22 protein-coding genes are annotated in these 21,607 nt (G+C 61.9%); 15 read left to right on the forward strand and 7 right to left on the reverse strand.

Translation table 11 applies throughout. From position 1 onward, the window contains the following. Positions 1 to 19: 19 nt before the first annotated feature. Entirely contained in the window at positions 20 to 994 is a 975-nt protein-coding gene (locus tag ACU688_RS19525; RefSeq protein WP_448186006.1) for an alpha/beta hydrolase family protein, read from the reverse strand. A 77-nt stretch (positions 995 to 1,071) separates the two neighbouring features. Here ACU688_RS19525 and ACU688_RS19530 point away from each other — a divergent pair, with 77 nt between their 5' ends. The 14 genes from ACU688_RS19530 to ACU688_RS19595 all read left to right on the forward strand — a co-directional run bounded on the left by ACU688_RS19530 (position 1,072) and on the right by ACU688_RS19595 (position 16,235). After that, positions 1,072 to 3,066: a sensor histidine kinase gene (locus ACU688_RS19530; protein ID WP_448186007.1), complete on the forward strand. Its 1,995-nt coding sequence runs from the start codon at positions 1,072 to 1,074 to the stop codon at positions 3,064 to 3,066. Positions 3,067 to 3,084: 18 nt separating this feature from the next. Next, positions 3,085 to 3,714: a response regulator gene (locus ACU688_RS19535; protein WP_032883847.1), complete on the forward strand. Its 630-nt coding sequence runs from the start codon at positions 3,085 to 3,087 to the stop codon at positions 3,712 to 3,714. Positions 3,715 to 3,939: 225 nt separating this feature from the next. Continuing rightward, positions 3,940 to 5,052: an ABC transporter ATP-binding protein gene (locus ACU688_RS19540; protein ID WP_017739609.1), complete on the forward strand. Its 1,113-nt coding sequence runs from the start codon at positions 3,940 to 3,942 to the stop codon at positions 5,050 to 5,052. Positions 5,053 to 5,096: 44 nt separating this feature from the next. Next, positions 5,097 to 6,137 (forward strand): ABC transporter substrate-binding protein, encoded by a 1,041-nt coding sequence (locus ACU688_RS19545; protein WP_207045039.1) that lies wholly within the window; start codon positions 5,097 to 5,099, stop codon positions 6,135 to 6,137. Between the two features lie 167 nt (positions 6,138 to 6,304). Beyond that, entirely contained in the window at positions 6,305 to 7,552 is a 1,248-nt protein-coding gene (locus ACU688_RS19550) for an ABC transporter permease (RefSeq protein ID WP_448186008.1), read from the forward strand. A gap of 12 nt (positions 7,553 to 7,564) precedes the next feature. Continuing rightward, a complete protein-coding gene (locus tag ACU688_RS19555; protein ID WP_017739612.1) occupies positions 7,565 to 8,389 on the forward strand; it encodes an ABC transporter permease in 825 nt (274 codons plus the stop codon). 219 nt (positions 8,390 to 8,608) lie between these two features. Then, on the forward strand, positions 8,609 to 9,757 hold the full coding sequence (locus ACU688_RS19560; protein WP_448186009.1) for an iron-containing alcohol dehydrogenase: 1,149 nt from the start codon (positions 8,609 to 8,611) through the stop codon (positions 9,755 to 9,757). Positions 9,758 to 9,841: 84 nt separating this feature from the next. Continuing rightward, positions 9,842 to 10,516: a ribulose-phosphate 3-epimerase gene (gene rpe / locus ACU688_RS19565; protein ID WP_017739614.1), complete on the forward strand. Its 675-nt coding sequence runs from the start codon at positions 9,842 to 9,844 to the stop codon at positions 10,514 to 10,516. Next, positions 10,513 to 11,331 carry a phosphoglycolate phosphatase gene (locus ACU688_RS19570; protein WP_448186010.1) on the forward strand — a complete coding sequence of 273 codons (819 nt, stop codon included), beginning with the start codon at positions 10,513 to 10,515 and terminating at the stop codon, positions 11,329 to 11,331. Before rpe ends, ACU688_RS19570 begins: the two co-directional genes overlap by 4 nt. A gap of 69 nt (positions 11,332 to 11,400) precedes the next feature. Further along, positions 11,401 to 12,882: an anthranilate synthase component I gene (gene trpE, locus ACU688_RS19575; protein ID WP_448186011.1), complete on the forward strand. Its 1,482-nt coding sequence runs from the start codon at positions 11,401 to 11,403 to the stop codon at positions 12,880 to 12,882. Between the two features lie 10 nt (positions 12,883 to 12,892). Then, the gene (locus tag ACU688_RS19580; RefSeq protein ID WP_448186012.1) at positions 12,893 to 13,486 is read left to right on the forward strand and encodes an aminodeoxychorismate/anthranilate synthase component II; all 594 of its coding nucleotides are present in this window, start codon (positions 12,893 to 12,895) and stop codon (positions 13,484 to 13,486) included. Positions 13,487 to 13,495: 9 nt separating this feature from the next. Beyond that, the gene (gene trpD / locus ACU688_RS19585; RefSeq protein WP_017739618.1) at positions 13,496 to 14,545 is read left to right on the forward strand and encodes an anthranilate phosphoribosyltransferase; all 1,050 of its coding nucleotides are present in this window, start codon (positions 13,496 to 13,498) and stop codon (positions 14,543 to 14,545) included. Further along, positions 14,542 to 15,378 carry an indole-3-glycerol phosphate synthase TrpC gene (trpC, locus tag ACU688_RS19590; RefSeq protein WP_124529319.1) on the forward strand — a complete coding sequence of 279 codons (837 nt, stop codon included), beginning with the start codon at positions 14,542 to 14,544 and terminating at the stop codon, positions 15,376 to 15,378. The genes trpD and trpC overlap by 4 nt, the downstream gene beginning before the upstream one ends. Before the next feature lie 161 nt (positions 15,379 to 15,539). Then, complete coding sequence (locus ACU688_RS19595; protein ID WP_448186013.1) at positions 15,540 to 16,235, forward strand: lipoate--protein ligase family protein; 696 nt, start codon at positions 15,540 to 15,542, stop codon at positions 16,233 to 16,235. Here the strand turns inward: ACU688_RS19595 and crp are convergent. Beyond that, on the reverse strand, positions 16,232 to 16,876 hold the full coding sequence (crp, locus tag ACU688_RS19600) for a cAMP-activated global transcriptional regulator CRP (RefSeq protein ID WP_448186014.1): 645 nt from the start codon (positions 16,874 to 16,876) through the stop codon (positions 16,232 to 16,234). The two genes, ACU688_RS19595 and crp, sit on opposite strands and share 4 nt — an antisense overlap. A 236-nt stretch (positions 16,877 to 17,112) precedes the next feature. On the opposite strand from crp, the gene ACU688_RS19605 reads away from it, so the two are divergent. Next, the gene (locus tag ACU688_RS19605; protein ID WP_005792019.1) at positions 17,113 to 17,535 is read left to right on the forward strand and encodes an OsmC family protein; all 423 of its coding nucleotides are present in this window, start codon (positions 17,113 to 17,115) and stop codon (positions 17,533 to 17,535) included. Positions 17,536 to 17,593: 58 nt separating this feature from the next. Here ACU688_RS19605 and coq7 read toward each other — a convergent pair whose 3' ends face one another. The 5 genes from coq7 to ACU688_RS19630 form a co-directional block, all read right to left on the reverse strand. Beyond that, entirely contained in the window at positions 17,594 to 18,241 is a 648-nt protein-coding gene (coq7, locus tag ACU688_RS19610; RefSeq protein WP_017739622.1) for a 2-polyprenyl-3-methyl-6-methoxy-1,4-benzoquinone monooxygenase, read from the reverse strand. A 137-nt stretch (positions 18,242 to 18,378) separates the two neighbouring features. Then, positions 18,379 to 18,717 carry a histidine triad nucleotide-binding protein gene (locus ACU688_RS19615; RefSeq protein ID WP_448186015.1) on the reverse strand — a complete coding sequence of 113 codons (339 nt, stop codon included), beginning with the start codon at positions 18,715 to 18,717 and terminating at the stop codon, positions 18,379 to 18,381. Between the two features lie 46 nt (positions 18,718 to 18,763). Beyond that, the gene (locus ACU688_RS19620) at positions 18,764 to 19,552 is read right to left on the reverse strand and encodes an SDR family NAD(P)-dependent oxidoreductase (protein ID WP_448186016.1); all 789 of its coding nucleotides are present in this window, start codon (positions 19,550 to 19,552) and stop codon (positions 18,764 to 18,766) included. A gap of 62 nt (positions 19,553 to 19,614) precedes the next feature. Next, complete coding sequence (locus tag ACU688_RS19625; protein WP_448186017.1) at positions 19,615 to 20,562, reverse strand: DUF805 domain-containing protein; 948 nt, start codon at positions 20,560 to 20,562, stop codon at positions 19,615 to 19,617. Between the two features lie 69 nt (positions 20,563 to 20,631). After that, positions 20,632 to 21,594, reverse strand: a complete 963-nt coding sequence (locus ACU688_RS19630; protein WP_448186018.1) for an NAD(P)H-dependent flavin oxidoreductase — start codon at positions 21,592 to 21,594, stop codon at positions 20,632 to 20,634. Positions 21,595 to 21,607: the final 13 nt, after the last annotated feature.

Raw genomic sequence — 21,607 nt, forward strand, 5'->3', positions numbered from 1 at the left:
TTGGGGTTCCAGGTCAGGATCAGTCGGCAGTCGCCTGCGGGCTCAACCACCCGCGAATTCGCCGATACAACTGCTCCTGCTCCGCCGAGCTGTTCCCCGGCACGGTCTTCAGCGACACCTGCTTGTAGCCGTCATTCTTCGAACGCTTGGCGGCCTGGACACGTTCCAGTGCCGCTTTGCGCTCCTGCGCAGTGTCTTGATAGAACACATCCGCCGTCGGCACTTTCAGTGTCGGCGCCAGTTGTTGCAGGCCCGGCTGGCGTCCGACCGGCGACTTGCCCGCAACCATCACCAGTTTCTGCACCTGTGCCGGTTGTTTCTCTTCCAGGTAACGCGCGGCCCACCACGCGCCGGTGCCATGGCCGAGCAGCACCACACTGCGCGCGCCTTGGGTCTGGGCGAAGGCGACGGCGGCATCGATGCGGTCGAAGATGCGTTTGGCGTCGGTCTTGTCTTGCTCGTCCGCACCCGCGACCACGGCGGGGTCGGTGCCTTCGGCTTCGGCGCTGGCGGCTTGTTCGATGGGTTTGGCGGCGGTGCTGCCGTCTTTGCTGCTGGTATCGACCGCCGCCTTGGGCGCTTCGATCAGGCGTGGCGGCAGGGTGTCAATGTTCACGTCCGGCAGCGACAGGCTGAGGGTGCCCCAGTTGGCGTCGGGTAATTTGCGCCGCAGCGGTGCGATTGCTTGCGGCCAGTCAGCACTTTCCCCGGCGCCCGGTACGATAATCACCACGCCTTCGGGCTCGGCGCTGTTGGCCGGTTTCCACAGGGCCAGGAAGGTGTCGCTGCCGCCCTGCAATTGTTGCTGTTCCTCCCGTGGCACCTGGCGTTCCAGGGCTGCGGCGTCTTCCTGGCCGCGCTCGGTCAAGGGCTGGCGCACGGCGGCTGTTTCGGCGGGTGGCGCGGGCGTATCGGCGGCCTGTACAGAAAAGCCGCTGGTAAAGAGTAACGACAGGCACAATGCTGGCACTGCTGAACGGTTTCGAGATGGCATCGTTGATTTCCGGCCAGAAGAGATTCCAGCAGCCTAATGGGTTGGTCTGTATTTGTCAGTGATGTGAGACGTGGATCATGGGTTTTCGCTGTCTGCTGGTTATCGGCTGTTTATGGTTTCCCTTGATCGCGGGGGCCGCCCCTGCGCCTGCGGTGCCGCAAGCGCAACTGGATGCGGGGCAGCGGGAGTGGTTGGCCACGCACCCGGAATTACGAGTGGGCCTGGTCTTGCAGGCGCCCTACGCGCAATACGATCGCCGCTTGCAGCGTTTGTCGGGGGCCAATGTCGAGTTGATGCAGTGGCTGGCCAAGGCGCTGAATATCGAGCTGAGCTGGCGCAATTTTCCTACTCAGGAACAGTTGGAAGAAGCGGTGCGCGACGGTGAGGTCGACATCGCCCCCGGCCTGCAACAAACCCCGGCCGGTTTGCGCCTGTGGTTGTTCAGCGACCCGTATATGCGCGTGCCCCAGCATATCGTCGGCATCCGTGATGGTGGCGGTGCCGTCGAGCTGGAAAAGCTCGACGAGCTCTCGCGCATCGCCGTGCGCATGCCCAGCGCCGTCGCCGATTACCTGCGCAGCACGTATCCCAAGTTGAACCTGCAAGGCGTGCCCATGGAACGCCAGGCGTTGCAGTTGCTGGTCAGCCAGCAGGCGCGGTATGCCGTGGTGGATGAGGCGCAATTGAGCCGGTTGTCGGGTGAAGCCGAATTCGCCGGGCTGGCCGTGGTGGGCGACATCGGCCTGCCGCAATTGCTGCGCGTAGCCACGCGCCGGGAATGGCCGGAGCTGGCCGGCATCATGCAAAGCGCGTTGCGTGCGATCCCCGCCCGTGACCTCGACCAACTGCACAACCGCTGGCTGCAACCCAAATACCCGCGTTTGTCGGAGTCGCCGGGGCTGTGGCAAAACCTCAGCCTGTTGCTCGCCCTGTTGCTGCTTGCCAGCCTGGCGGCGGTGTTCTGGCAGCGTCGCCAGTTACACGGCCTGGAGCACAGTTTGCTCGGCGCACGGGAAGAAAGCGCCGCGCGTGCAGCAGGGGCCGAAGCGTTGCGGCTGACGCAGTTTTCCATCGACCAAAGCACCGTCGGCATCCTCTGGGTCAACTGGGACAGCCACGTGCGCTACGCCAACCGCGCGGCCGAAAGCATGCTCGGCTACGGCCCCGGCGCGTTGATCGAGCGGCCGCTGGTGGACCTTGATCCGACGCTGGACATGGACCGCTGGCTCAACCTGTGGAAGCGCGCCCGCGCCAGCGAAGACGGCCCGCAAAACTTCGCCACCGATTGCCGGCGTGCCGATGGCAGCCTCTTGCCCGCCGATGTGTCGTTGAGTTTTTTACGCTTTGCCGACGGCGAATACCTGGTGGTCTACCTCAACGACGTGACCGAGCGCCGCCGCTACGTCGCCGCCTTGCTGCAAAGCGAGGCGCAATTGCGTGAGCTGTCCGCCCACCTGGAAACCGTGCGCGAAGAAGAAAAGGCGCGCATCGCCCGGGAAGTCCACGACGAACTGGGGCAGATGCTCACCGTGCTCAAGCTGGAGACGTCCATGTGCGAACTGGCCTACGCGCAGTTGGACCCTGGCCTGCACGAGCGCTTGAACAGCATGAAGCGTCTGATCGCGCAGTTGTTCCAGCTAGTGCGCGACGTGGCGACGGCGTTGCGCCCGCCGATTCTCGATGCTGGCATTGCCTCGGCCATCGAATGGCAGGCGCGGCGCTTCGAAGCCCGCACACAAATCCCCTGCCTGGTGCAGGTCCCGGATAACCTGCCGGCCTTGAGCGATGCCAAGGCCATCGGCCTGTTCCGCATCCTGCAAGAGGCGCTGACCAATGTGATGCGCCATGCCCAGGCGCATACTGTCGAACTGACCCTGGCGGTGGAAGGTACGGACTTGCGGCTGACCATCAGCGACGATGGCGTCGGCTTCATCCCGGCCCAGGGCCGCCCGGTGTCGTTTGGCCTGGTGGGCATGCGCGAGCGGGTGCTGATCATGGGCGGGAAGTTGCGCCTGGACAGCGAGTTGGGGGAGGGCACCACCCTGAGTGTCACGGTGCCGTTGGATGCATAACGCTAAGAGGAAGTCCCTGTGATTCGCGTACTGGTAGCCGAAGACCACACCATCGTTCGAGAAGGCATCAAGCAATTGATCGGCCTGGCCAAAGACCTGCTGGTGGTGGGGGAGGCGAGCAATGGTGAGCAGTTGCTGGAGACCTTGCGCCATGTGCCGTGCGAGGTGGTGTTGCTGGATATCTCGATGCCCGGCGTCAACGGCCTGGAAGCCATCGCGCGGATTCGTGCGTTGAGCAACCCGCCGGCGATCCTGGTGTTGTCGATGCATGACGAAGCGCAAATGGCTGCGCGCGCGTTGAAGGTCGGCGCTGCGGGTTACGCGACCAAGGACAGCGATCCTGCGTTGTTGCTCACGGCGATTCGCAAGGTCGCGGCGGGCGGGCGTTATATCGACCCGGACCTGGCGGACCGCATGGTGTTTGAAGTCGGCCTGACGGATGCGCGACCGTTGCACTCGTTACTCTCGGAGCGTGAGTTCTCGGTGTTCGAGCGCCTGGCCCAGGGCGCCAACGTGAATGACATCGCGCAGCAGCTGGCGCTGAGCAGCAAGACCATCAGTACCCACAAGGCGCGCCTGATGCAAAAGCTCAATATCACCTCCCTGGCCGAACTGGTGAAGTACGCCATGGAGCACAAGCTTCTCTAACCACATACCCAAAAACGACACCCCCAAAACACCGCCGAACCCATTCTTGCCGCTTGCAGCTAACCGCTTGCGGCCACACTGTCCCATCCCCGCCATCCGTGTAGGGCGATCCCTACCCCCAACCTTCCATCCGGCTGATGCAATTCTCTCCCGGCCCCCGATTTCCGGGGCCTCGCGCCTGGACTACGCTTGTGCCACAGCAGTCCAAAACACAAAGGTGCGGGTATGAGCGAGGTGGATTCAAATGAGGTCCTGGTCAGCTTTCGTGGCGTGCAGAAGAGCTACGACGGCGAGAACCTGATCGTCAAAGACCTCAACCTGGAGATTCGCAAGGGCGAGTTCCTCACCTTGCTCGGGCCTTCCGGTTCGGGCAAGACCACCAGCCTGATGATGCTCGCCGGCTTTGAAACGCCGACCGCCGGCGAAATCCAGCTGGCCGGGCGTTCCATCAACAACGTGCCGCCGCATAAGCGCGACATCGGCATGGTGTTCCAGAACTACGCGCTGTTCCCGCACATGACCGTCGCCGAGAACCTGGCGTTCCCGCTGTCGGTGCGCGGCTTGAGCAAGACCGACATCAGCGAGCGGGTCAAACGCGTGCTGAGCATGGTCCAGCTCGATGCCTTCGCCCAGCGTTATCCGGCGCAGTTGTCCGGTGGCCAGCAACAGCGCGTGGCCCTGGCCCGGGCGCTGGTGTTTGAACCGCAGTTGGTACTGATGGATGAACCCCTCGGCGCCCTCGACAAGCAGCTGCGCGAACACATGCAGATGGAGATCAAGCACCTGCACCAACGCCTCGGCGTGACGGTGGTGTACGTGACCCACGACCAGGGCGAGGCGCTGACCATGTCTGACCGCGTGGCCGTGTTCCACCAAGGCGAGATCCAGCAGATCGCCGCACCGCGCACCCTTTACGAAGAACCGAAGAACACCTTTGTCGCCAACTTTATCGGCGAGAACAACCGCCTCAATGGCCGCCTGCACAGCCACACCGGCGAGCGTTGCGTGGTCGAGCTGGCGCGCGGCGAGAAAGTCGAGGCGCTGGCGGTCAACGTCGGCCAGATCGGCGGCCCGGTGACCCTGTCGGTGCGCCCGGAGCGTGTGAGCCTCAATGGCTCCAGCGAAAGCTGCGTCAACCGCTTCTCTGGCCGCGTGGCCGAATTCATCTATCTGGGCGACCACGTACGTGTGCGCCTGGAAGTCTGCGGCAAGAGCGATTTTTTTGTGAAACAACCGATTGCCGAGCTGGACCCAGCCCTGGCGGTCGGCGACGTGGTTCCGATTGGCTGGCAAGTCGAGCACGTTCGCGCACTCGACCCACTTCTAGAGGCGAATTGATCGCCCCCATGGCTTCACCAACCCTGCACGTGGAGAGAACAACAATGTTGAAATCCTTGAAGTATTCGGCGCTGGCGATCGGTTTGCTGGGCGCCACACACGCCATGGCCGGCCCGGACCTGACCGTTGTGTCCTTTGGCGGCGCGAACAAGGCGGCACAGGTCAAGGCGTTCTATGCGCCGTGGGAAAGCGCGGGCTACGGCAAGATCGTCGCTGGCGAGTACAACGGTGAAATGGCCAAGGTCAAGGCCATGGTCGACACCAAGAGCGTGTCCTGGGACCTGGTGGAAGTGGAATCGCCAGAACTGTCCCGTGGTTGTGACGAAGACATGTTCGAGCCCCTGGACCCGAAACTGTTCGGCAACACCGCCGACTACGTGAAGGGCGCGATTCAACCATGCGGCGTGGGCTTCTTCGTGTGGTCCACCGTGTTGGCCTACAACGCCGACAAACTGGCCTCGGCGCCCACCAGCTGGGCCGATTTCTGGGACGTGAAGAAATTCCCGGGCAAGCGCGGCCTGCGTAAAGGCGCCAAGTACACCCTGGAATTCGCCCTGATGGCCGACGGTGTTGCGCCGAAGGACGTCTACAAAGTGCTGGCGGGCAAAGACGGCCAGGACCGTGCGTTCAAGAAGCTCGACGAACTGAAACCGTCGATCCAGTGGTGGGAAGCTGGCGCACAGCCGCCGCAGTACCTCGCCTCGGGTGACGTGGTCATGAGCTCGGCCTATAACGGCCGCATCGCCGCCGTGCAGAAAGAAAGCAACCTGAAAGTGGTGTGGAACGGCGGTATCTACGACTTCGACGCCTGGGCCATCCCTAAAGGCCTGGCGAAAGACCGTGCAGAAGCGGCGAAGAAGTTCATCGCCTTCTCCGTGCAACCGCAGCAGCAGAAGACCTACTCGGAAAACATCGCCTACGGCCCGGCCAACACCCAAGCCGTACCGTTGCTGGCCAAGGACATCCTCAAGGACATGCCGACCACCCCGGAAAACATCGCCAACCAGGTGCAGATCGACGTGAGCTTCTGGGCGGATAACGGTGAGCAGTTGGAGCAGCGCTTCAACTCGTGGGCTGCCAAGTAACACCGACTAAATCCCTGTGAAAGCAGGCCTATGTGGGAGCTGGCTTGCCTGCGATGCAGACACCTCGGTGCACCTGATACACCGAGTCGATGCCATCGCGGGCAAGCCCGGCTCCCACAGAAAGCCCGGGCCACAGTGAAACCATCTTAGATTTCCCGGAGTTAGCCATGGCCATCGCCGTTCCCTCGAACGAGGTCAACAGCCCCACCCTCAAGCAGCGCCTGGCGCGTGCCGAGCGGGTCAACCGCTGGAAGGCCCAGGCCTTGATTGCGCCGCTGGTGCTGTTTTTGCTGCTGGTGTTCCTGGTGCCGATCGTTGCGCTGCTGTTCAAGAGTGTCGGCAACCCGGAAGTGGTGGGCGGCTTGCCGCGTACCGTGGTGGCGGTCACGGCCTGGGACGGTCGCGGCCTGCCGGGCGAACCGGTGTATCAGGCCCTCAGCGAGGACCTGGGCGAAGCCCGCAAAAACCAGACGTTGGGCGATCTGTCCAAACGCTTGAACATGGAACTGGCCGGCTATCGCAGCCTGCTGACCAAAACCGCGCGGGCGCTGCCGTTTACCGAAGCGCCGGCCTCTTATAAAGAAGCGTTGGAAAGCCTCGACGAACGCTGGGGCGACCCGGCGTACTGGCAGGCGATCCGGCGCAACACCAGCAGCCTGACGCCGTTCTATCTGCTGGCGGCCGTCGATCACCGCATCGACGACCTCGGCGAAGTGGCCCCGGCCACGCCGGACCAGGCGATCTACCTGGACATCTTCGCCCGCACCTTCTGGATGGGCCTGGTCATCACGGCGATCTGCCTGGTGCTGGCCTATCCGCTGGCGTACCTGCTGGCCAACCTGCCAGCGCGCAAAAGCAACCTATTGATGATCCTCGTGCTGCTGCCGTTCTGGACCTCGATCCTGGTGCGGGTGGCGGCATGGATCGTGTTGCTGCAATCCGGCGGGCTGATCAACAGTGCGCTGCTGGGCATGGGCCTGATCGATAAACCGCTGGAATTGGTGTTCAACCGCACCGGCGTGTACATCTCCATGGTGCACATCCTGCTGCCGTTCATGATTCTGCCGATCTACAGCGTGATGAAAGGCATCTCGCCGACCTATATGCGCGCGGCGATTTCCCTCGGCTGCCATCCGTTCGCCAGCTTCTGGCGCGTGTACTTCCCGCAGACCTACGCTGGCGTGGGTGCCGGTTGCCTGTTGGTGTTCATTCTGGCGATTGGTTACTACATCACCCCGGCACTGCTGGGCAGCCCGAACGACCAGATGGTCAGCTACTTCGTGGCCTTCTACACCAACACCAGCATCAACTGGGGCATGGCGACGGCGTTGGGCGGCTTGCTGCTGCTGGCCACCGTGGTGCTGTACCTGATCTACAACCGGCTGGTGGGCGCCAGCCGCCTGCGCCTGAGCTAAGGAGACCTTGCGATGCTGAGCCCTTATATGTCGCCCGTTGAGCGGGTGTGGTTCTACAGCTTGCGGATACTCTGCGGCTTGATCCTGCTGTTCCTGATATTGCCGGTGCTGGTGATCATCCCGCTGTCGTTCAACAGCGGTAGTTTCCTGGTGTACCCGCTGCAAGGCTTCTCGCTGCACTGGTACCAGGACTTCTTCGCCTCGGCCGAATGGATGCGGGCGCTGAAGAACAGCATCATCGTCGCCCCGGCGGCCACGGTGCTGGCCATGGTGTTCGGCACGCTGGCGGCGATTGGCCTGACGCGCGGCAACTTCCCCGGCAAGGCGCTGGTGATGGCCTTGGTGATTTCGCCGATGGTGGTGCCGGTGGTGATTATCGGCGTGGCCAGTTACCTGTTCTTTGCGCCGCTGGGGCTGGGTAACAGCTTTTTCTCGCTGATCGTGGTGCATGCGGTGCTGGGCGTGCCGTTTGTGATCATCACCGTGTCGGCGACATTGCAGGGGTTCAACCATAACCTGGTGCGGGCAGCGGCCAGCCTGGGGGCGTCGCCGTTGACCGCGTTTCGCCGGGTGACCTTGCCGCTGATTGCGCCGGGGGTGATTTCCGGGGCGTTGTTTGCCTTTGCCACCTCGTTTGATGAAGTGGTGGTGACGCTGTTTCTCGCCGGGCCTGAGCAAGCGACGTTGCCACGGCAGATGTTCAGCGGGATTCGCGAGAACCTCAGCCCGACCATCGCTGCCGCAGCGACCTTGTTGATTGCCTTCTCTGTACTGTTGTTGCTGACCTTGGAATGGCTGCGCGGCCGCAGCGAAAAACTACGTACCGCCCAGGTCTAACTGACCGAAACCCGATCAACTGTGGGAGCTGGCTTGCCTGCGATAGCGGTGGGCCAGCTTGCCCATCTTTTGCTGACACGCCGCTATCGCAGGCAAGCCAGCTCCCACATTGACCGTGCCCACTTTGAATTACCTGCGTATTCACTTGCTGAATAGCTGACAACACGCCCCAGACAGCTACTCTTGTGCCAGCCCATTTCCGAATAAGAGGCCGCGCACATGAGTACTTCCTCATTCAAGATCGCCCACAAACTGCTCACTGGCGCTGGCGCCATCGAACAACTGGCCGCTGAGCTCACCCGCCTGGATGTGGACAACCCGCTGATCGTCACCGACGCCGCGCTGGTCAAGTCCGGCACCGTGGCGCTGGCGCTCGAACACTTGGGCGAGCGCAGTTATGAAATCTTTGATCGGGTACTGCCGGACCCGGAAATCGCCATCGTCGAAGACTGCATGCGTGTGTACCGCGAGGGCGGGCATGACGGTCTGATCGGCGTGGGCGGTGGCAGTGCCATCGACATTGCCAAGAGCGTGGCCGCGTATGCCGGTTACCACGGCGCCCTGGCGGATTTGTTCGGCGTTGACCAGGTGCCGCGCAAAGGCCCGCCGCTGATTGCCATTCCGACCACAGCCGGCACCGGCTCGGAAGTGACTAACGTGGCGATTCTTTCCGACAAGGCCGCGCAGCTGAAAAAAGGCATCGTCAGCGACTACCTGCTGCCGGACGTCGCGCTGATCAGTCCGCAAATGACCCTCACCTGCCCGCGCAGCGTGACTGCCGCCAGTGGCGTGGATGCGCTGGTGCATGCCATCGAGTCGTACCTGTCGCTGAATGCTTCGCCGATCACCGACGCGCTGGCGATTGGCGCAATCAAGCTGATCGCCAAGGCGCTGCCCAAGGCCTACGCCAACCCATCCAACCTGCAGGCCCGCGACGACATGGCCACCGCCAGCCTGATGGCCGGTATGGCTTTTGGTAATGCCGGGGTGGGCGCGGTGCATGCGCTGGCGTATCCGCTGGGTGGGCGTTTCAACATTGCCCATGGCGTGAGCAATGCCTTGCTGCTGCCCTACGTGATGCACTGGAACAAGCTGGCGTGTGTCGAGCGCATGCAGGAGATTGCCCAGGCCATGGGCGTGAATATCACGGGTCTGAGCGTCAACGATGCAGCCGACCAGGCTGTCGAGGCGATGACGCGACTGTGTGCCGCAGTGGAGATCCCGGCGGGGCTGCGCAGCTTCGGCGTGCCCGAGGAGGCGATCCCCGCCATGGCCACCGAAGCAGCGGGCATTGAGCGGCTGATGCGCAATAACCCGCGCAAGCTCAGCGCAGCCGATATCGAGAAAATCTACCGGGCTGCCTACTAGCCATTGAGCCAGGTCACGGTGCGCGCGGCAAAGCATGCGGTATACAATGCGCGCCATCGTGATTTAGCTCAGAAAAGGTGCGTCATGCAGCCCTTCGTAATTGCTCCATCGATTCTCTCCGCCGACTTCGCCCGCCTGGGTGAGGAAGTGGACAACGTGTTGGCCGCTGGCGCCGACTTCGTGCACTTCGATGTCATGGACAACCACTACGTGCCCAACCTGACCATCGGCCCGATGGTCTGCGCGGCGCTGCGCAAGTACGGCGTTACCGCGCCGATTGACGCGCACCTGATGGTCAGCCCGGTGGATCGCATCATCGGTGACTTCATCGAAGCCGGCGCGACCTACATCACCTTCCACCCGGAAGCCACGCTACACGTGGACCGCACTTTGCAACTGATCCGCGAAGGCGGCTGCAAGGCGGGCCTGGTGTTCAACCCGGCGACGCCGCTGGACGTGCTCAAGTACGTGATGGACAAGGTCGATATGGTCTTGCTGATGAGCGTCAACCCAGGTTTCGGCGGGCAGAAGTTCATCCCCGGCACCCTCGACAAGCTGCGCGAAGCCCGTGCGCTGATCGATGCGTCCGGCCGTGATATCCGTCTGGAAATCGACGGTGGGGTCAACGTCAACAACATCCGCGAAATCGCCGCCGCTGGCGCCGACACCTTTGTCGCCGGCTCGGCGATCTTCAACGCACCGAACTACCAGGACGTCATCGACAAGATGCGCGCCGAGCTAGCGCTGGCACGTCCATGAGCGGCTTCGAGCAGCTGTTTCCCGGCAAGCTGCCACGGCTGGTGATGTTCGATCTGGACGGAACCCTGATCGACTCGGTGCCAGACCTTGCAGCGGCGGTGAACGAGATGCTGCTCAAGCTGGGGCGCAAACCGGTGGCCATTGAGGACGTGCGCACGTGGGTTGGCAACGGCGTGCAGATGCTGGTGCGCCGGGCCTTGGCCAATGATATCGATGACGAAGGTGTCGATGAGGTCGAGGCCGAGCACGCCCTGGAACTGTTCAACGCCGCCTATGAAGACGGCCACGAACTGACCGTGGTTTACCCCGGCGTGCGTGACACCCTCAAATGGCTGAGCAAGCAGGGCGTGGAAATGGCCCTGATCACCAACAAACCGGAGCGTTTCGTCGCGCCGCTGTTGGACCAGATGAAGATCGGCCGGTATTTCCGCTGGATCATCGGCGGCGATACCTTGCCGCAGAAGAAACCCGACCCGGCGGCGCTGTTTTTCGTGATGAAAATGGCGAATATTCCGGCGTCGCAGTCGTTGTTTGTCGGCGATTCGCGCAGCGATGTACTGGCGGCAAAGGCGGCTGGCGTGCAGTGCGTGGCCTTGAGCTACGGCTATAACCACGGCCGACCGATTGCCGAAGAGTCGCCGTCGCTGGTAATTGATGACCTGCGACTGCTAATCCCCGGTTGCTTGGGAGCGGGCGCTGAGATAACGTTGCCCGACACCGATCCGTCCCCTTCTGGAAATCCCATCGTGGTGGTCACTCGCAAACTCTGGATGAAAGTCATCAAGGCCCTGGCCCGCTGGCGTTGGCGCGCCTGACTGATCCTGGCCGCGCCATGCGGCACGTTTGCATACCTGACCGTTAGACCCTCACGCCACGAGGCACACATGATCCGCGAAGAATTCCTGCGTTTGGCCGCTGCCGGCTATAACCGTATCCCCCTGGCCTGCGAAACCCTGGCCGACTTCGACACGCCGCTGTCGATCTACCTGAAACTGGCCGACGAGCCCAATTCCTACTTGCTGGAATCGGTACAGGGCGGCGAGAAGTGGGGCCGTTACTCGATCATCGGCCTGCCGTGCCGCACCGTCATGCGGGTTCACGACCACCATGTGAGCATCACCCATGATGGCGTCGAGATCGAAAGCCACGACGTAGAAGACCCGCTGGCCTTTGTCGAAACCTTCAAGGCGCGCTACAACGTGCCGACCATTCCTGGCCTGCCGCGTTTTAACGGTGGCCTGGTGGGTTATTTCGGTTACGACTGTGTGCGCTACGTGGAAAAGCGCTTGGGCAAATGCCCGAACCCGGACCCGTTGGGCGTGCCGGACATTCTGCTGATGGTTTCCGACGCGGTCGTCGTGTTCGACAACCTCGCCGGCAAGATGCACGCGATTGTGCTGGCTGACCCGTCCCAGGCGGACGCGTTCGAGCAAGGCCAGGCCAGCCTCGAAGCCCTACTGGAAAAACTGCGCCAGCCGATCACCCCGCGTCGCGGCCTGGACCTCAGCCGTCCACCGGCGGCTGACCCGATTTTTCGCTCAAGCTTTACCCAGGATGACTACGAGCGCGCCGTCGATACCATCAAGGAATACATCCTTGCCGGTGACTGCATGCAGGTCGTTCCGTCGCAGCGTATGTCCATTGACTTCAAGGCCGCGCCGATTGATCTGTACCGCGCGCTGCGTTGCTTCAACCCGACGCCGTACATGTACTTCTTCAACTTTGGCGACTTCCACGTGGTGGGCAGCTCGCCGGAAGTGCTGGTGCGTGTCGAAGACAACCTGATCACCGTGCGCCCGATTGCCGGCACGCGCCCACGTGGCGCGACCGAAGAAGAGGATGTGGCGCTGGAAAAAGACCTGCTCAGCGACGACAAGGAAATCGCCGAGCACCTGATGCTGATCGACCTGGGCCGCAACGATACCGGGCGGGTCTCGGAAATCGGTTCGGTGAAGCTCACCGAGAAGATGGTCATCGAGCGGTATTCCAACGTGATGCATATCGTGTCCAACGTCACCGGCGAGCTGAAGGCTGGCCTGACGGCGATGGACGCACTGCGCGCGATTCTGCCGGCCGGCACCTTGTCGGGTGCGCCGAAGATCCGCGCGATGGAGATCATCGACGAGCTGGAGCCGGTCAAGCGCGGTGTCTACGGCGGCGCCGTGGGCTATTTCGCCTGGAACGGCAACATGGACACGGCGATTGCGATTCGCACCGCCGTGATCAAGGACGGGGAGCTGCACGTGCAGGCCGGTGGCGGGATTGTCGCCGACTCGGTGCCGGCCCTCGAATGGGAAGAAACCCTGAACAAGCGCCGCGCGATGTTCCGCGCCGTTGCGCTGGCTGAACAGACCCCGAATTCCTGAGGCTTGCCCCATGTTGCTGATGATTGATAACTACGACTCCTTTACCTACAACGTTGTGCAGTACCTGGGCGAGCTCGGTGCCGAGGTCAAGGTGGTGCGCAACGATGAAATGACCGTGGCCGAAATCGCTGCCCTGAACCCGGAGCGCATCGTGGTTTCGCCGGGGCCGTGCACGCCGACCGAGGCGGGTATTTCCCTGGAAGCGATCAAGTATTTTGCTGGCAAGCTGCCGATCCTCGGCGTGTGCCTGGGCCACCAGTCCATCGGCCAGGCCTTTGGCGGTGACGTGGTGCGTGCGCGCCAGGTGATGCACGGCAAGACCAGCCCGGTGTTCCATAAAGACCTCGGCGTGTTCCAGGCGTTGAACAATCCGGTGACGGTGACGCGCTATCACTCGTTGGTGGTTAAACGCGAAACCCTGCCGGACTGCCTGGAGCTGACGGCCTGGACTCAACTGGAAGACGGCTCGGTCGATGAAATTATGGGCCTGCGCCACAAGACACTGAATGTCGAAGGGGTGCAATTCCACCCTGAATCGATCCTGACCGAGCAGGGCTACGAGCTGTTCGCCAACTTTCTCAAGCAGAGCGGCGGCACGCGCTAAGGACTTTCCATGGATATCAAGACTGCCCTGAGCCGTATCGTCGGCCATCTGGACCTGAGCACCGCTGAAATGAGCGATGTGATGCGCGAGATCATGACCGGTCAATGCACCGACGCGCAGATCGGCGCGTTCATGATGGCGATGCGCATGAAGAGCGAGAGCATCGACGAGATCGTCGGCGCCGTGTCGGTGATGCGCGAGCTGGCGGACAAGGTTGAGCTCAAGACCCTCGACGGCGTGGTTGATGTGGTGGGCACCGGCGGTGACGGTGCGAACATCTTCAACGTATCGACGGCTTCTTCTTTTGTAGTAGCGGCGGCGGGTTGCACCGTGGCCAAGCACGGTAACCGTGCGGTGTCCGGCAAGAGCGGCAGTGCCGATCTGCTGGAAGCGGCCGGCATCTACCTGAACCTCACGCCAGTACAAGTGGCGCGTTGCATCGACAACGTCGGCATCGGCTTCATGTTTGCCCAGACTCACCACAGTGCGATGAAGTACGCCGCTGGCCCGCGTAAAGACCTCGGCCTGCGCACCCTGTTCAACATGCTCGGCCCGCTTACGAATCCGGCCGGTGTGAAGCACCAGGTAGTGGGTGTGTTCAGCCAGGCGCTGTGCCGGCCATTGGCCGAAGTGTTGCAGCGTCTGGGCAGCAAGCATGTGCTGGTGGTGCATTCCAAGGATGGCCTGGACGAGTTCAGCCTGGCGGCGCCGACCTTTGTGGCGGAGCTGAAGAATGATCAGGTCACCGAATACTGGGTCGAGCCTGAAGACTTGGGCATGAAGAGCCAGAGCTTGCACGGCCTGGCGGTGGAAAGCCCGGCGGCTTCGCTTGAATTGATTCGCGATGCCCTGGGGCGTCGCAAGACCGAGAACGGTCAAAAAGCGGCAGAGATGATTGTTCTGAATGCTGGCGCGGCACTTTACGCGGCCGACCACGCCTATAGTCTTAAGGAAGGTGTGGCCTTGGCCCACGATGCGCTGCACACCGGTCTGGCTCGCGAGAAGCTCGAAGAGCTGGGAGCATTCACCGCAGTATTCAAGATGGAGAATGAGGGATGAGTGTGCCAACCGTTCTGGAAAAGATCCTGGCCCGCAAAGCCGAAGAGGTGGCCGAGCGCCGCGCCCGCGTCAGCCTCGCCGAGCTGGAAGCCCAGGCGAAGCTTGCCGATGCACCGCGTGGTTTCGCCAATGCCTTGATCGCCCAGGCCAAGCTCAAGCAGCCAGCCGTGATCGCCGAGATCAAGAAGGCTTCGCCGAGCAAAGGCGTGATCCGCGAAAACTTCGTCCCATCGGAAATCGCCGTCAGCTATGAGAAGGGCGGCGCGACGTGCCTGTCCGTCTTGACCGATATCGACTACTTCCAGGGTTCCGACCTGTTCCTGCAACAGGCCCGCGCGGCGTGCAAGTTGCCGGTGATCCGCAAGGACTTCATGGTTGATCCGTACCAGATCGTCGAAGCCCGCGCCTTGGGCGCCGACTGTGTGCTGCTGATCGTCTCCGCGCTGGATGACGTGAAGATGGCCGAACTGGCGGCCGTGGCGAAAAGCGTCGGTTTGGATGTGCTGGTGGAAGTGCACGACGGCGATGAGCTGGAGCGTGCACTGAAAACCCTCGACACACCGCTGGTGGGGGTCAACAACCGTAACCTGCACACCTTTGAAGTCAGCCTGGAAAACACCCTCGACCTGCTGCCGCGAATTCCGCGCGATCGCTTGGTGATTACCGAGAGTGGCATCGTCAACCGTGCCGATGTGGAACTGATGGAAATCAGTGGGGTTTACTCGTTCCTAGTCGGCGAGACGTTCATGCGTGCCGAGAACCCGGGCGCGGAGTTGCAGCGCCTGTTCTTCCCGGAGCGGGGTGTGGCGGTCAGTGGTTCGACCCTGGACTGATTGAACCGCGGCCAAAATTTGGAATGTGGTTTAAGTGTGGGAGCTGGCTTGCCTGCGATGAGGGTGTATCAGTCGATGGATTCGTTGGCTGATACACCGCTATCGCAGGCAAGCCAGCTCCCACATTTGGATTTGTGTTTGTTCAGAAAGGTAGGTGTTTGATGGTTAAGCCAGTAAGGATGACGGTTGAAGCTGGGCTTGCCGCCGAGCAAGACCTGTTGGCCGCCGTCTGCGCCGGCGATCAGGACTATGGCCTGCTGTTCTGGCAACCCAACGATCAAGCCTTGGTGATGCCACGCCGGTTGAGCCGCCTGCCGGCATTCGACGCCGCCAGCCAGGTGTCGGCAGAGGCCGGTTGGCCGGTGTTGCTACGGGAAACCGGCGGCGAGCCTGTGCCACAATCGTCGGCCACGGTGAACATCGCCCTGGTCTACGCACCCCCGCGCAGTGAAGGCGACCAGAATCGTATCGAAACCGGTTACTTGCGGCTCTGCCAGCCCATCTGCGATCTGCTGATCGAGCTGGGGGGCGATGCGTCTGTCGGTGAAATCGACGGCGCGTTCTGCGACGGTCGCTATAACGTCAATCTCAACGGCCGAAAAATGGTCGGTACTGCCCAGCGCTGGCGCCAAAGTGGTGGTCGCCCTGTGGGGTTGGTGCACGGTGCACTGCTGCTGGACGGCGACCGTGAAGAACTGATCGCGGCGGTCAATCGCTTCAACGAAGCATGCGGCCTCGACCAGCGGGTGCGTGCCGACAGCCATATCGCCTTGCACGAAGTCTTTCCCGCGCCGGATGCGATCAGCCGGCTGGACACCTTGTACCGTCAGATGCTGGCCGGCTTCCTGGCGATTTAGCGGGTACCGAACACCACCATCGTCTTGCCTTTGACGTTGACCAGGTTGCGCTCTTCCAGATCCTTGAGCACACGGCCGACCATCTCCCGCGAACAACCGACAATACGTCCGATTTCCTGGCGCGTGACTTTGATCTGCATGCCATCGGGGTGGGTCATGGCGTCGGGTTGCTTGCACAGGTCCAGCAGGCAGCGGGCCACGCGTCCGGTGACGTCAAAGAACGCCAGGTCACCGACCTTGCGCGTGGTGTCCCGCAGGCGCTGGGCAATCTGGCCGCTGAGGGCGTAGAGAATGTCCGGGTCTTGCTGGGCCAGTTCGCGGAATTTGGTGTAGCTGATCTCGGCCACTTCGCACTCGACCTTGGCCCGCACCCAGGCGCTGCGCTCTTGCTCTTTGCCGGCTTGTTCAAACAATCCCAGCTCGCCAAAGAAATCGCCGGTGTTGAGGTAGGCGATGATCATTTCGCGGCCGTCTTCGTCCTCGATCAGGATGGTGACCGAGCCCTTGATGATAAAGAACAGCGTTTCCGAGCGTTCACCGGCGCAGATGATGTTGTGCTTGGCCGGGTGGCGTCGGCGCTGGCAGTGCATCAACAGCTTGTCGAGATTCTTGATCTTGGGTATGGGCGTAAGAGCAACCATGGTTGTATCCCGGAAGACAGCGCGAAGTTGTTGTATTCGTAGGTATCGGCATTGATACAGGTTGTATAAATGCTAGCAATACGCCATCGATTTGGCGCCAGCTTAACAGACACATTCTGACTCGATTAGCCAATTTGCTCGGCAAACCCTGCTATTGATCGCTTTGATGGGAAACGCTGTCGTGATCAGGCCCTGTGCTAAGCTGGCGACCCTTTTTTAGCAGTGGAGTCTGGGCGATGAAGGCACGCATCCAATGGGCGGGCGAAGCCATGTTCCTCGGTGAGTCGGGCAGTGGCCATGTAGTGGTCATGGATGGCCCGCCGGAAGCCGGTGGCCGTAACCTGGGCGTACGCCCGATGGAAATGCTCCTGCTTGGTGTAGGCGGTTGCAGCAATTTCGACGTGGTCAGCATCCTGAAGAAATCCCGCCAGGCCGTGGAAAGCTGCGAAGCCTTCCTGGAAGCCGAGCGCGCCACTGAAGATCCCAAGGTGTTTACCAAGATCCACATGCATTTCGTGGTGAAGGGTCGGGCGCTGAAGGAAGCTCAGGTCAAGCGTGCCATCGAGCTGTCGGCCGAGAAGTACTGTTCGGCGTCGATCATGCTCGGCGCGGCCGGTGTGGCCATCACCCATGATTACGAGATCATCGAACTGGGTTGATGGGTAGGCCGTTGGCCAAAAAAAAGGGCGCTTTTAGAAAGCGCCCTTTTTTTGTGGGTCAGATTCGGTACGTACTTTTGGTCATGACCTTGGCCAACAGGCTCATGCCGAACCGCACCGGCGCCGGGAAGCGGAAACCGCCTGCATCCAACGCGCTTTCTGCGTGGTGTTCTTCATCGATGCGCATTTGCTCAAGGATGGCGCGGGACTTTTCGTCCTCTGCTGGCAATTGCTCAAGGTGTTCGTCCAGGTGTTTGCACACTTGATGTTCAGTCGCGGCGACAAACCCCAGGCTGACCTTGTCGCTGATCAGGCCGGCAGCGGCGCCGATACCAAACGACAAACCGTAGAACAGCGGGTTGAGCACGCTGGGATGGCTGCCGAGTTGGCGAATGCGTTGCTCGCACCAGGCCAGGTGGTCGATTTCTTCCTCGGCGGCGTGTTCCATGGCTGCGCGCACTTGCGGCAGCTTGGCCGTCAGCGCCTGGCCCTGGTACAGCGCCTGGGCACAGACTTCGCCGGTATGGTTGATGCGCATCAGGCCGGCGACGTGGCGGGTGTCGGTCTCGCTCATCTGCGCGTCGGGCTGCACGATGGCGGGCGAGGGGCGATACGGCTGGCCGCTGAACGGCAGCAGCGTGCGCATGGCCATGTCGGCTTGCAGCAACAGACGGTCAATCGGCGAGTAGTGACGTTGGGTAGTCATGCTGACCTCCGGGAAGAATCTCGGCGGCCAGTTTACCGCAAGAGAAGGTGAAGCGTTTGCGCTGAGTCAATTTGCCTTTGTGGCGAGGGAGCTTGCTCCCGCTGGACTGCGCTGCAGTCGCAGGCCCCCCGCAAGAATCAACCCGGCGGCCAGTTCATCTGGCGCTGACCCAGCACATGCATATGAATGTGATAAACGGTCTGCCCGCCTTTCGGGTTGCAGTTCATCACCACGCGGAAACCTTCTTCGCAACCCAGCTCCAGTGCCAGGCGCTGGGCGGTGAACAAGATATGGCCGGCCAGGGCTTTGTCTTCTTCGGTCAGGTCATTGAGGGTGGCGATGTGTTTCTTCGGGATGACCAGGAAATGCACGGGCGCTGCCGGGTAGATGTCCTTGAAGGCCAGGATTTGATCATCTTCGTAGATGATGTCCGCCGGTATTTCCCGGTTGATGATCTTGGTGAACAGAGTATCCACAGCTGTTTCTCCATTTTGAGTAGGCAGGGTGAGTGTACTCAGGCGATCAACGCGGGCAATAGGCCTTGTTGATCGCGCCGGCAATCTTGCGGGTCAGCCAGCGCGGGCTGAAACGCGGGCTGAAGGCGAGCCAGCGGTTGCGGCGGCCGGGAATGATGATGGCTTGGTTTTTTTCCAGGGCGCGCACGGTGAACAGGGCCACTTCTTCCGGGCTCATCAGTTTTTCACTGCGGTCGAGCTTGGCGGTGTCCATTTGCGCGGTGCCGAAGAACGCGGTGCGTGTCGGTCCGGGGCAGAGCACGGAGACCTTGATGCCGCAGGTTTTCAATTCTTCGCGCAAACCTTCGGAGAAGTGCAGCACGTAGGCCTTGCTGGCGTAGTAACTGCTCATCCACGGGCCAGGTTGGAAGGCGGCCACCGAGGCGACGTTGAGGATCTGCCCGCCACCGTGCAGCGCCATGGAGTTGCCCAAGGCGTGGCACATGCGGGTCAGGGCGAGGATGTTGACTTCGATCAGGTCTTGCTCGGTCATCCAGTCCTGGGCCAGGAACGGCCCGCTGGTGCCGATACCGGCGCAGTTGACCAGCAGGTCGATCTGCCGCTCGCCTTCTTCAAGCTCCAGCAGAAACCCGGACAAACGCAGCGGCTCACCCAGGTCGCAGGCACGAAACAGCACCTCGACGCCGAAACGTTGAGTCAATTCGAGTGCAATGCTTTCCAACTGATCACGCTGGCGGGCCACCAGAATCAAGCTGCGGCCGCGGCGGGCCAGGGCTTCGGCCAAAGCCAGGCCGATGCCGCTGGAGGCACCGGTGATCAGAGCGTAACGGGTCATGCCTTTCTCCATCGCAACGCCGCCGAGCCTGTGACAGAGGCATCACAGGCGGCGGGCGTTTCTTACTGTTCTGGAGAGTCTACAGGTTCAGCTGCTTCGTCAGCACTTTGCGCGTCGTCTTCCTCAACGATCACGCTCTGGTCGGTGTCAGCATCGGAGGTGATGGAGCTGCTTTCGTAGCTGCTGTCGATGTTGGCGCCGAGTTGGTCGAGGTAGCCGTACATGCTCAACGTGACCATGATGGCAAGCATCACGGGAATAAACGCCAGCCACAGGGTGGCCAGGACTTTTACCGCGGTCGAGTTGCGCGGTGGCGGCGCGCCGTACTGGTTGGCGCCGGCGTTGCCTGGAAGCACCAGCAGCAGAATGGCGAAGACGGTGTTGACGATCGGCACCAGGTTCAGCGCGTACAACCACCCAGACCAGCCCAGGTCGTGCAGGCGTTGCACGCTGATGAGTATGCTGATCCAGAACATCGCGACGATCAGCGCGAGCCACAGCAGTGGGCCGACAATCATGGCGACCAACGGCGAGGCGACCGATATGGCGGCACCCACGGTGATGATAATGCCGGCCGCAAAGAGCATCGCAACGCTCATCACCAGCATCCACGCCAGGTAGCGCAGGCGACCAATACGGCCGTTGAGGGTGAACACGTTGAGGGTGGCGTACTCGGGCAAGTCATCACCTACGGCAGCACGGGGCGGTGCGTAGGGGGATGCGCCAGGCGCGGTTGAATCGGTCTCATGGGTTTCGGCAAGGCTGAATGCGACGGGCTGCTCGGCTTCGATGCGGGCATCGACTCCGGCGTTTTTCAGCGCATTGAGGTAGGTTTCGGCATCTGGGCGGGACAGATCGCGTTTCAGCGCGACCGTGCGGCCGGTAAAGAGCTTCTCGATCGCCTCGACGTCACTTTTGAACAGCTCGGCCAGGTTCAGTTTGGCAGTGGTGCTTTCGACCCCCGGGAGCAAGGCTCCATCAAACACAATCTTGAAACGGTTGTCGCTCATGCGGGCTTCCTTGTCACTTAATCGGGGAGGTAATGCAGGCCTGCTCAAGCGGCAGGCCTTGCGGTGGGGTCAGCGTGGCCAGCGCAATTGTACCGCCTGTTCGCGCGCCTTGCGGTATTCGGCATCCAGGCGCGCAACGAGTTCATCGACGCCTGGCAGGTCGTCGATCTCGCCAACGCCTTGGCCGGCCGACCAGACGGTCTTCCAAGCCTTGGCTTCGTCGCTTAATGGCTTGAGCTTGGAACCGAAGTTGACGTCACCTTTGCCTTGCAGCGCGGCGAGGTCGAAACCGGCGTTTTCCAGGCTCTGGCGCATAAAGCTGGCGGGCACGCCGGACACTGCGGGAGTGTGCACGATGTCGGCGGCGCGCGATGTGAGCAGCATCTCCTTATAGGCATCCGGGGCGTGGCTTTCGGTGGTGCCGATAAAGCGCGTGCCGAAATAGGCCAGGTCAGCTCCCAGCAGCTGGGCCGCGAGGACTTCGTGCCCATGGTTGAGGCAACCGGCCAGCAGCAGGGTTTTGTCGAAGAACTGGCGGATCTCGGCGATCAGCGCGAACGGGCTCCAGGTGCCGGCATGGCCACCGGCGCCGGCGGCCACGGCGATCAGGCCATCCACGCCGGCTTCAGCGGCTTTCTCGGCATGGCGCCGGGTGGTCACGTCGTGGAAGACCAGGCCGCCGTAACTGTGCACGGCATCGACCAGTTCCTTCACCGCGCCGAGGCTGGTGATGACGATCGGTACCTTGTGCTCGACGCAGATCGCCAGGTCGGCCTCCAGCCGTGGGTTGCTGTGGTGCACGATCAGGTTCACGGCGTAGGGCGCGGGGTTGTCCAGCTGCGCCAGGCCCGCTTCGATTTCCTCCAGCCAGGCCTTGAAACCACTGCTTTCGCGCTGGTTGAGCGCCGGGAAACTCCCGACGACGCCATTGCGGCAGCAGGCCAGCACCAGTTGCGGATTGGAAATCAGAAACATCGGCGCGACCACCACCGGCAGGCGCAGACGTTGTTCAAGCAAAGCGGGCAGCGACATTGGAGTTACCCCG

The sequence above is a fragment of the Pseudomonas acericola (SeqCode) genome, assembly GCF_053456465.1.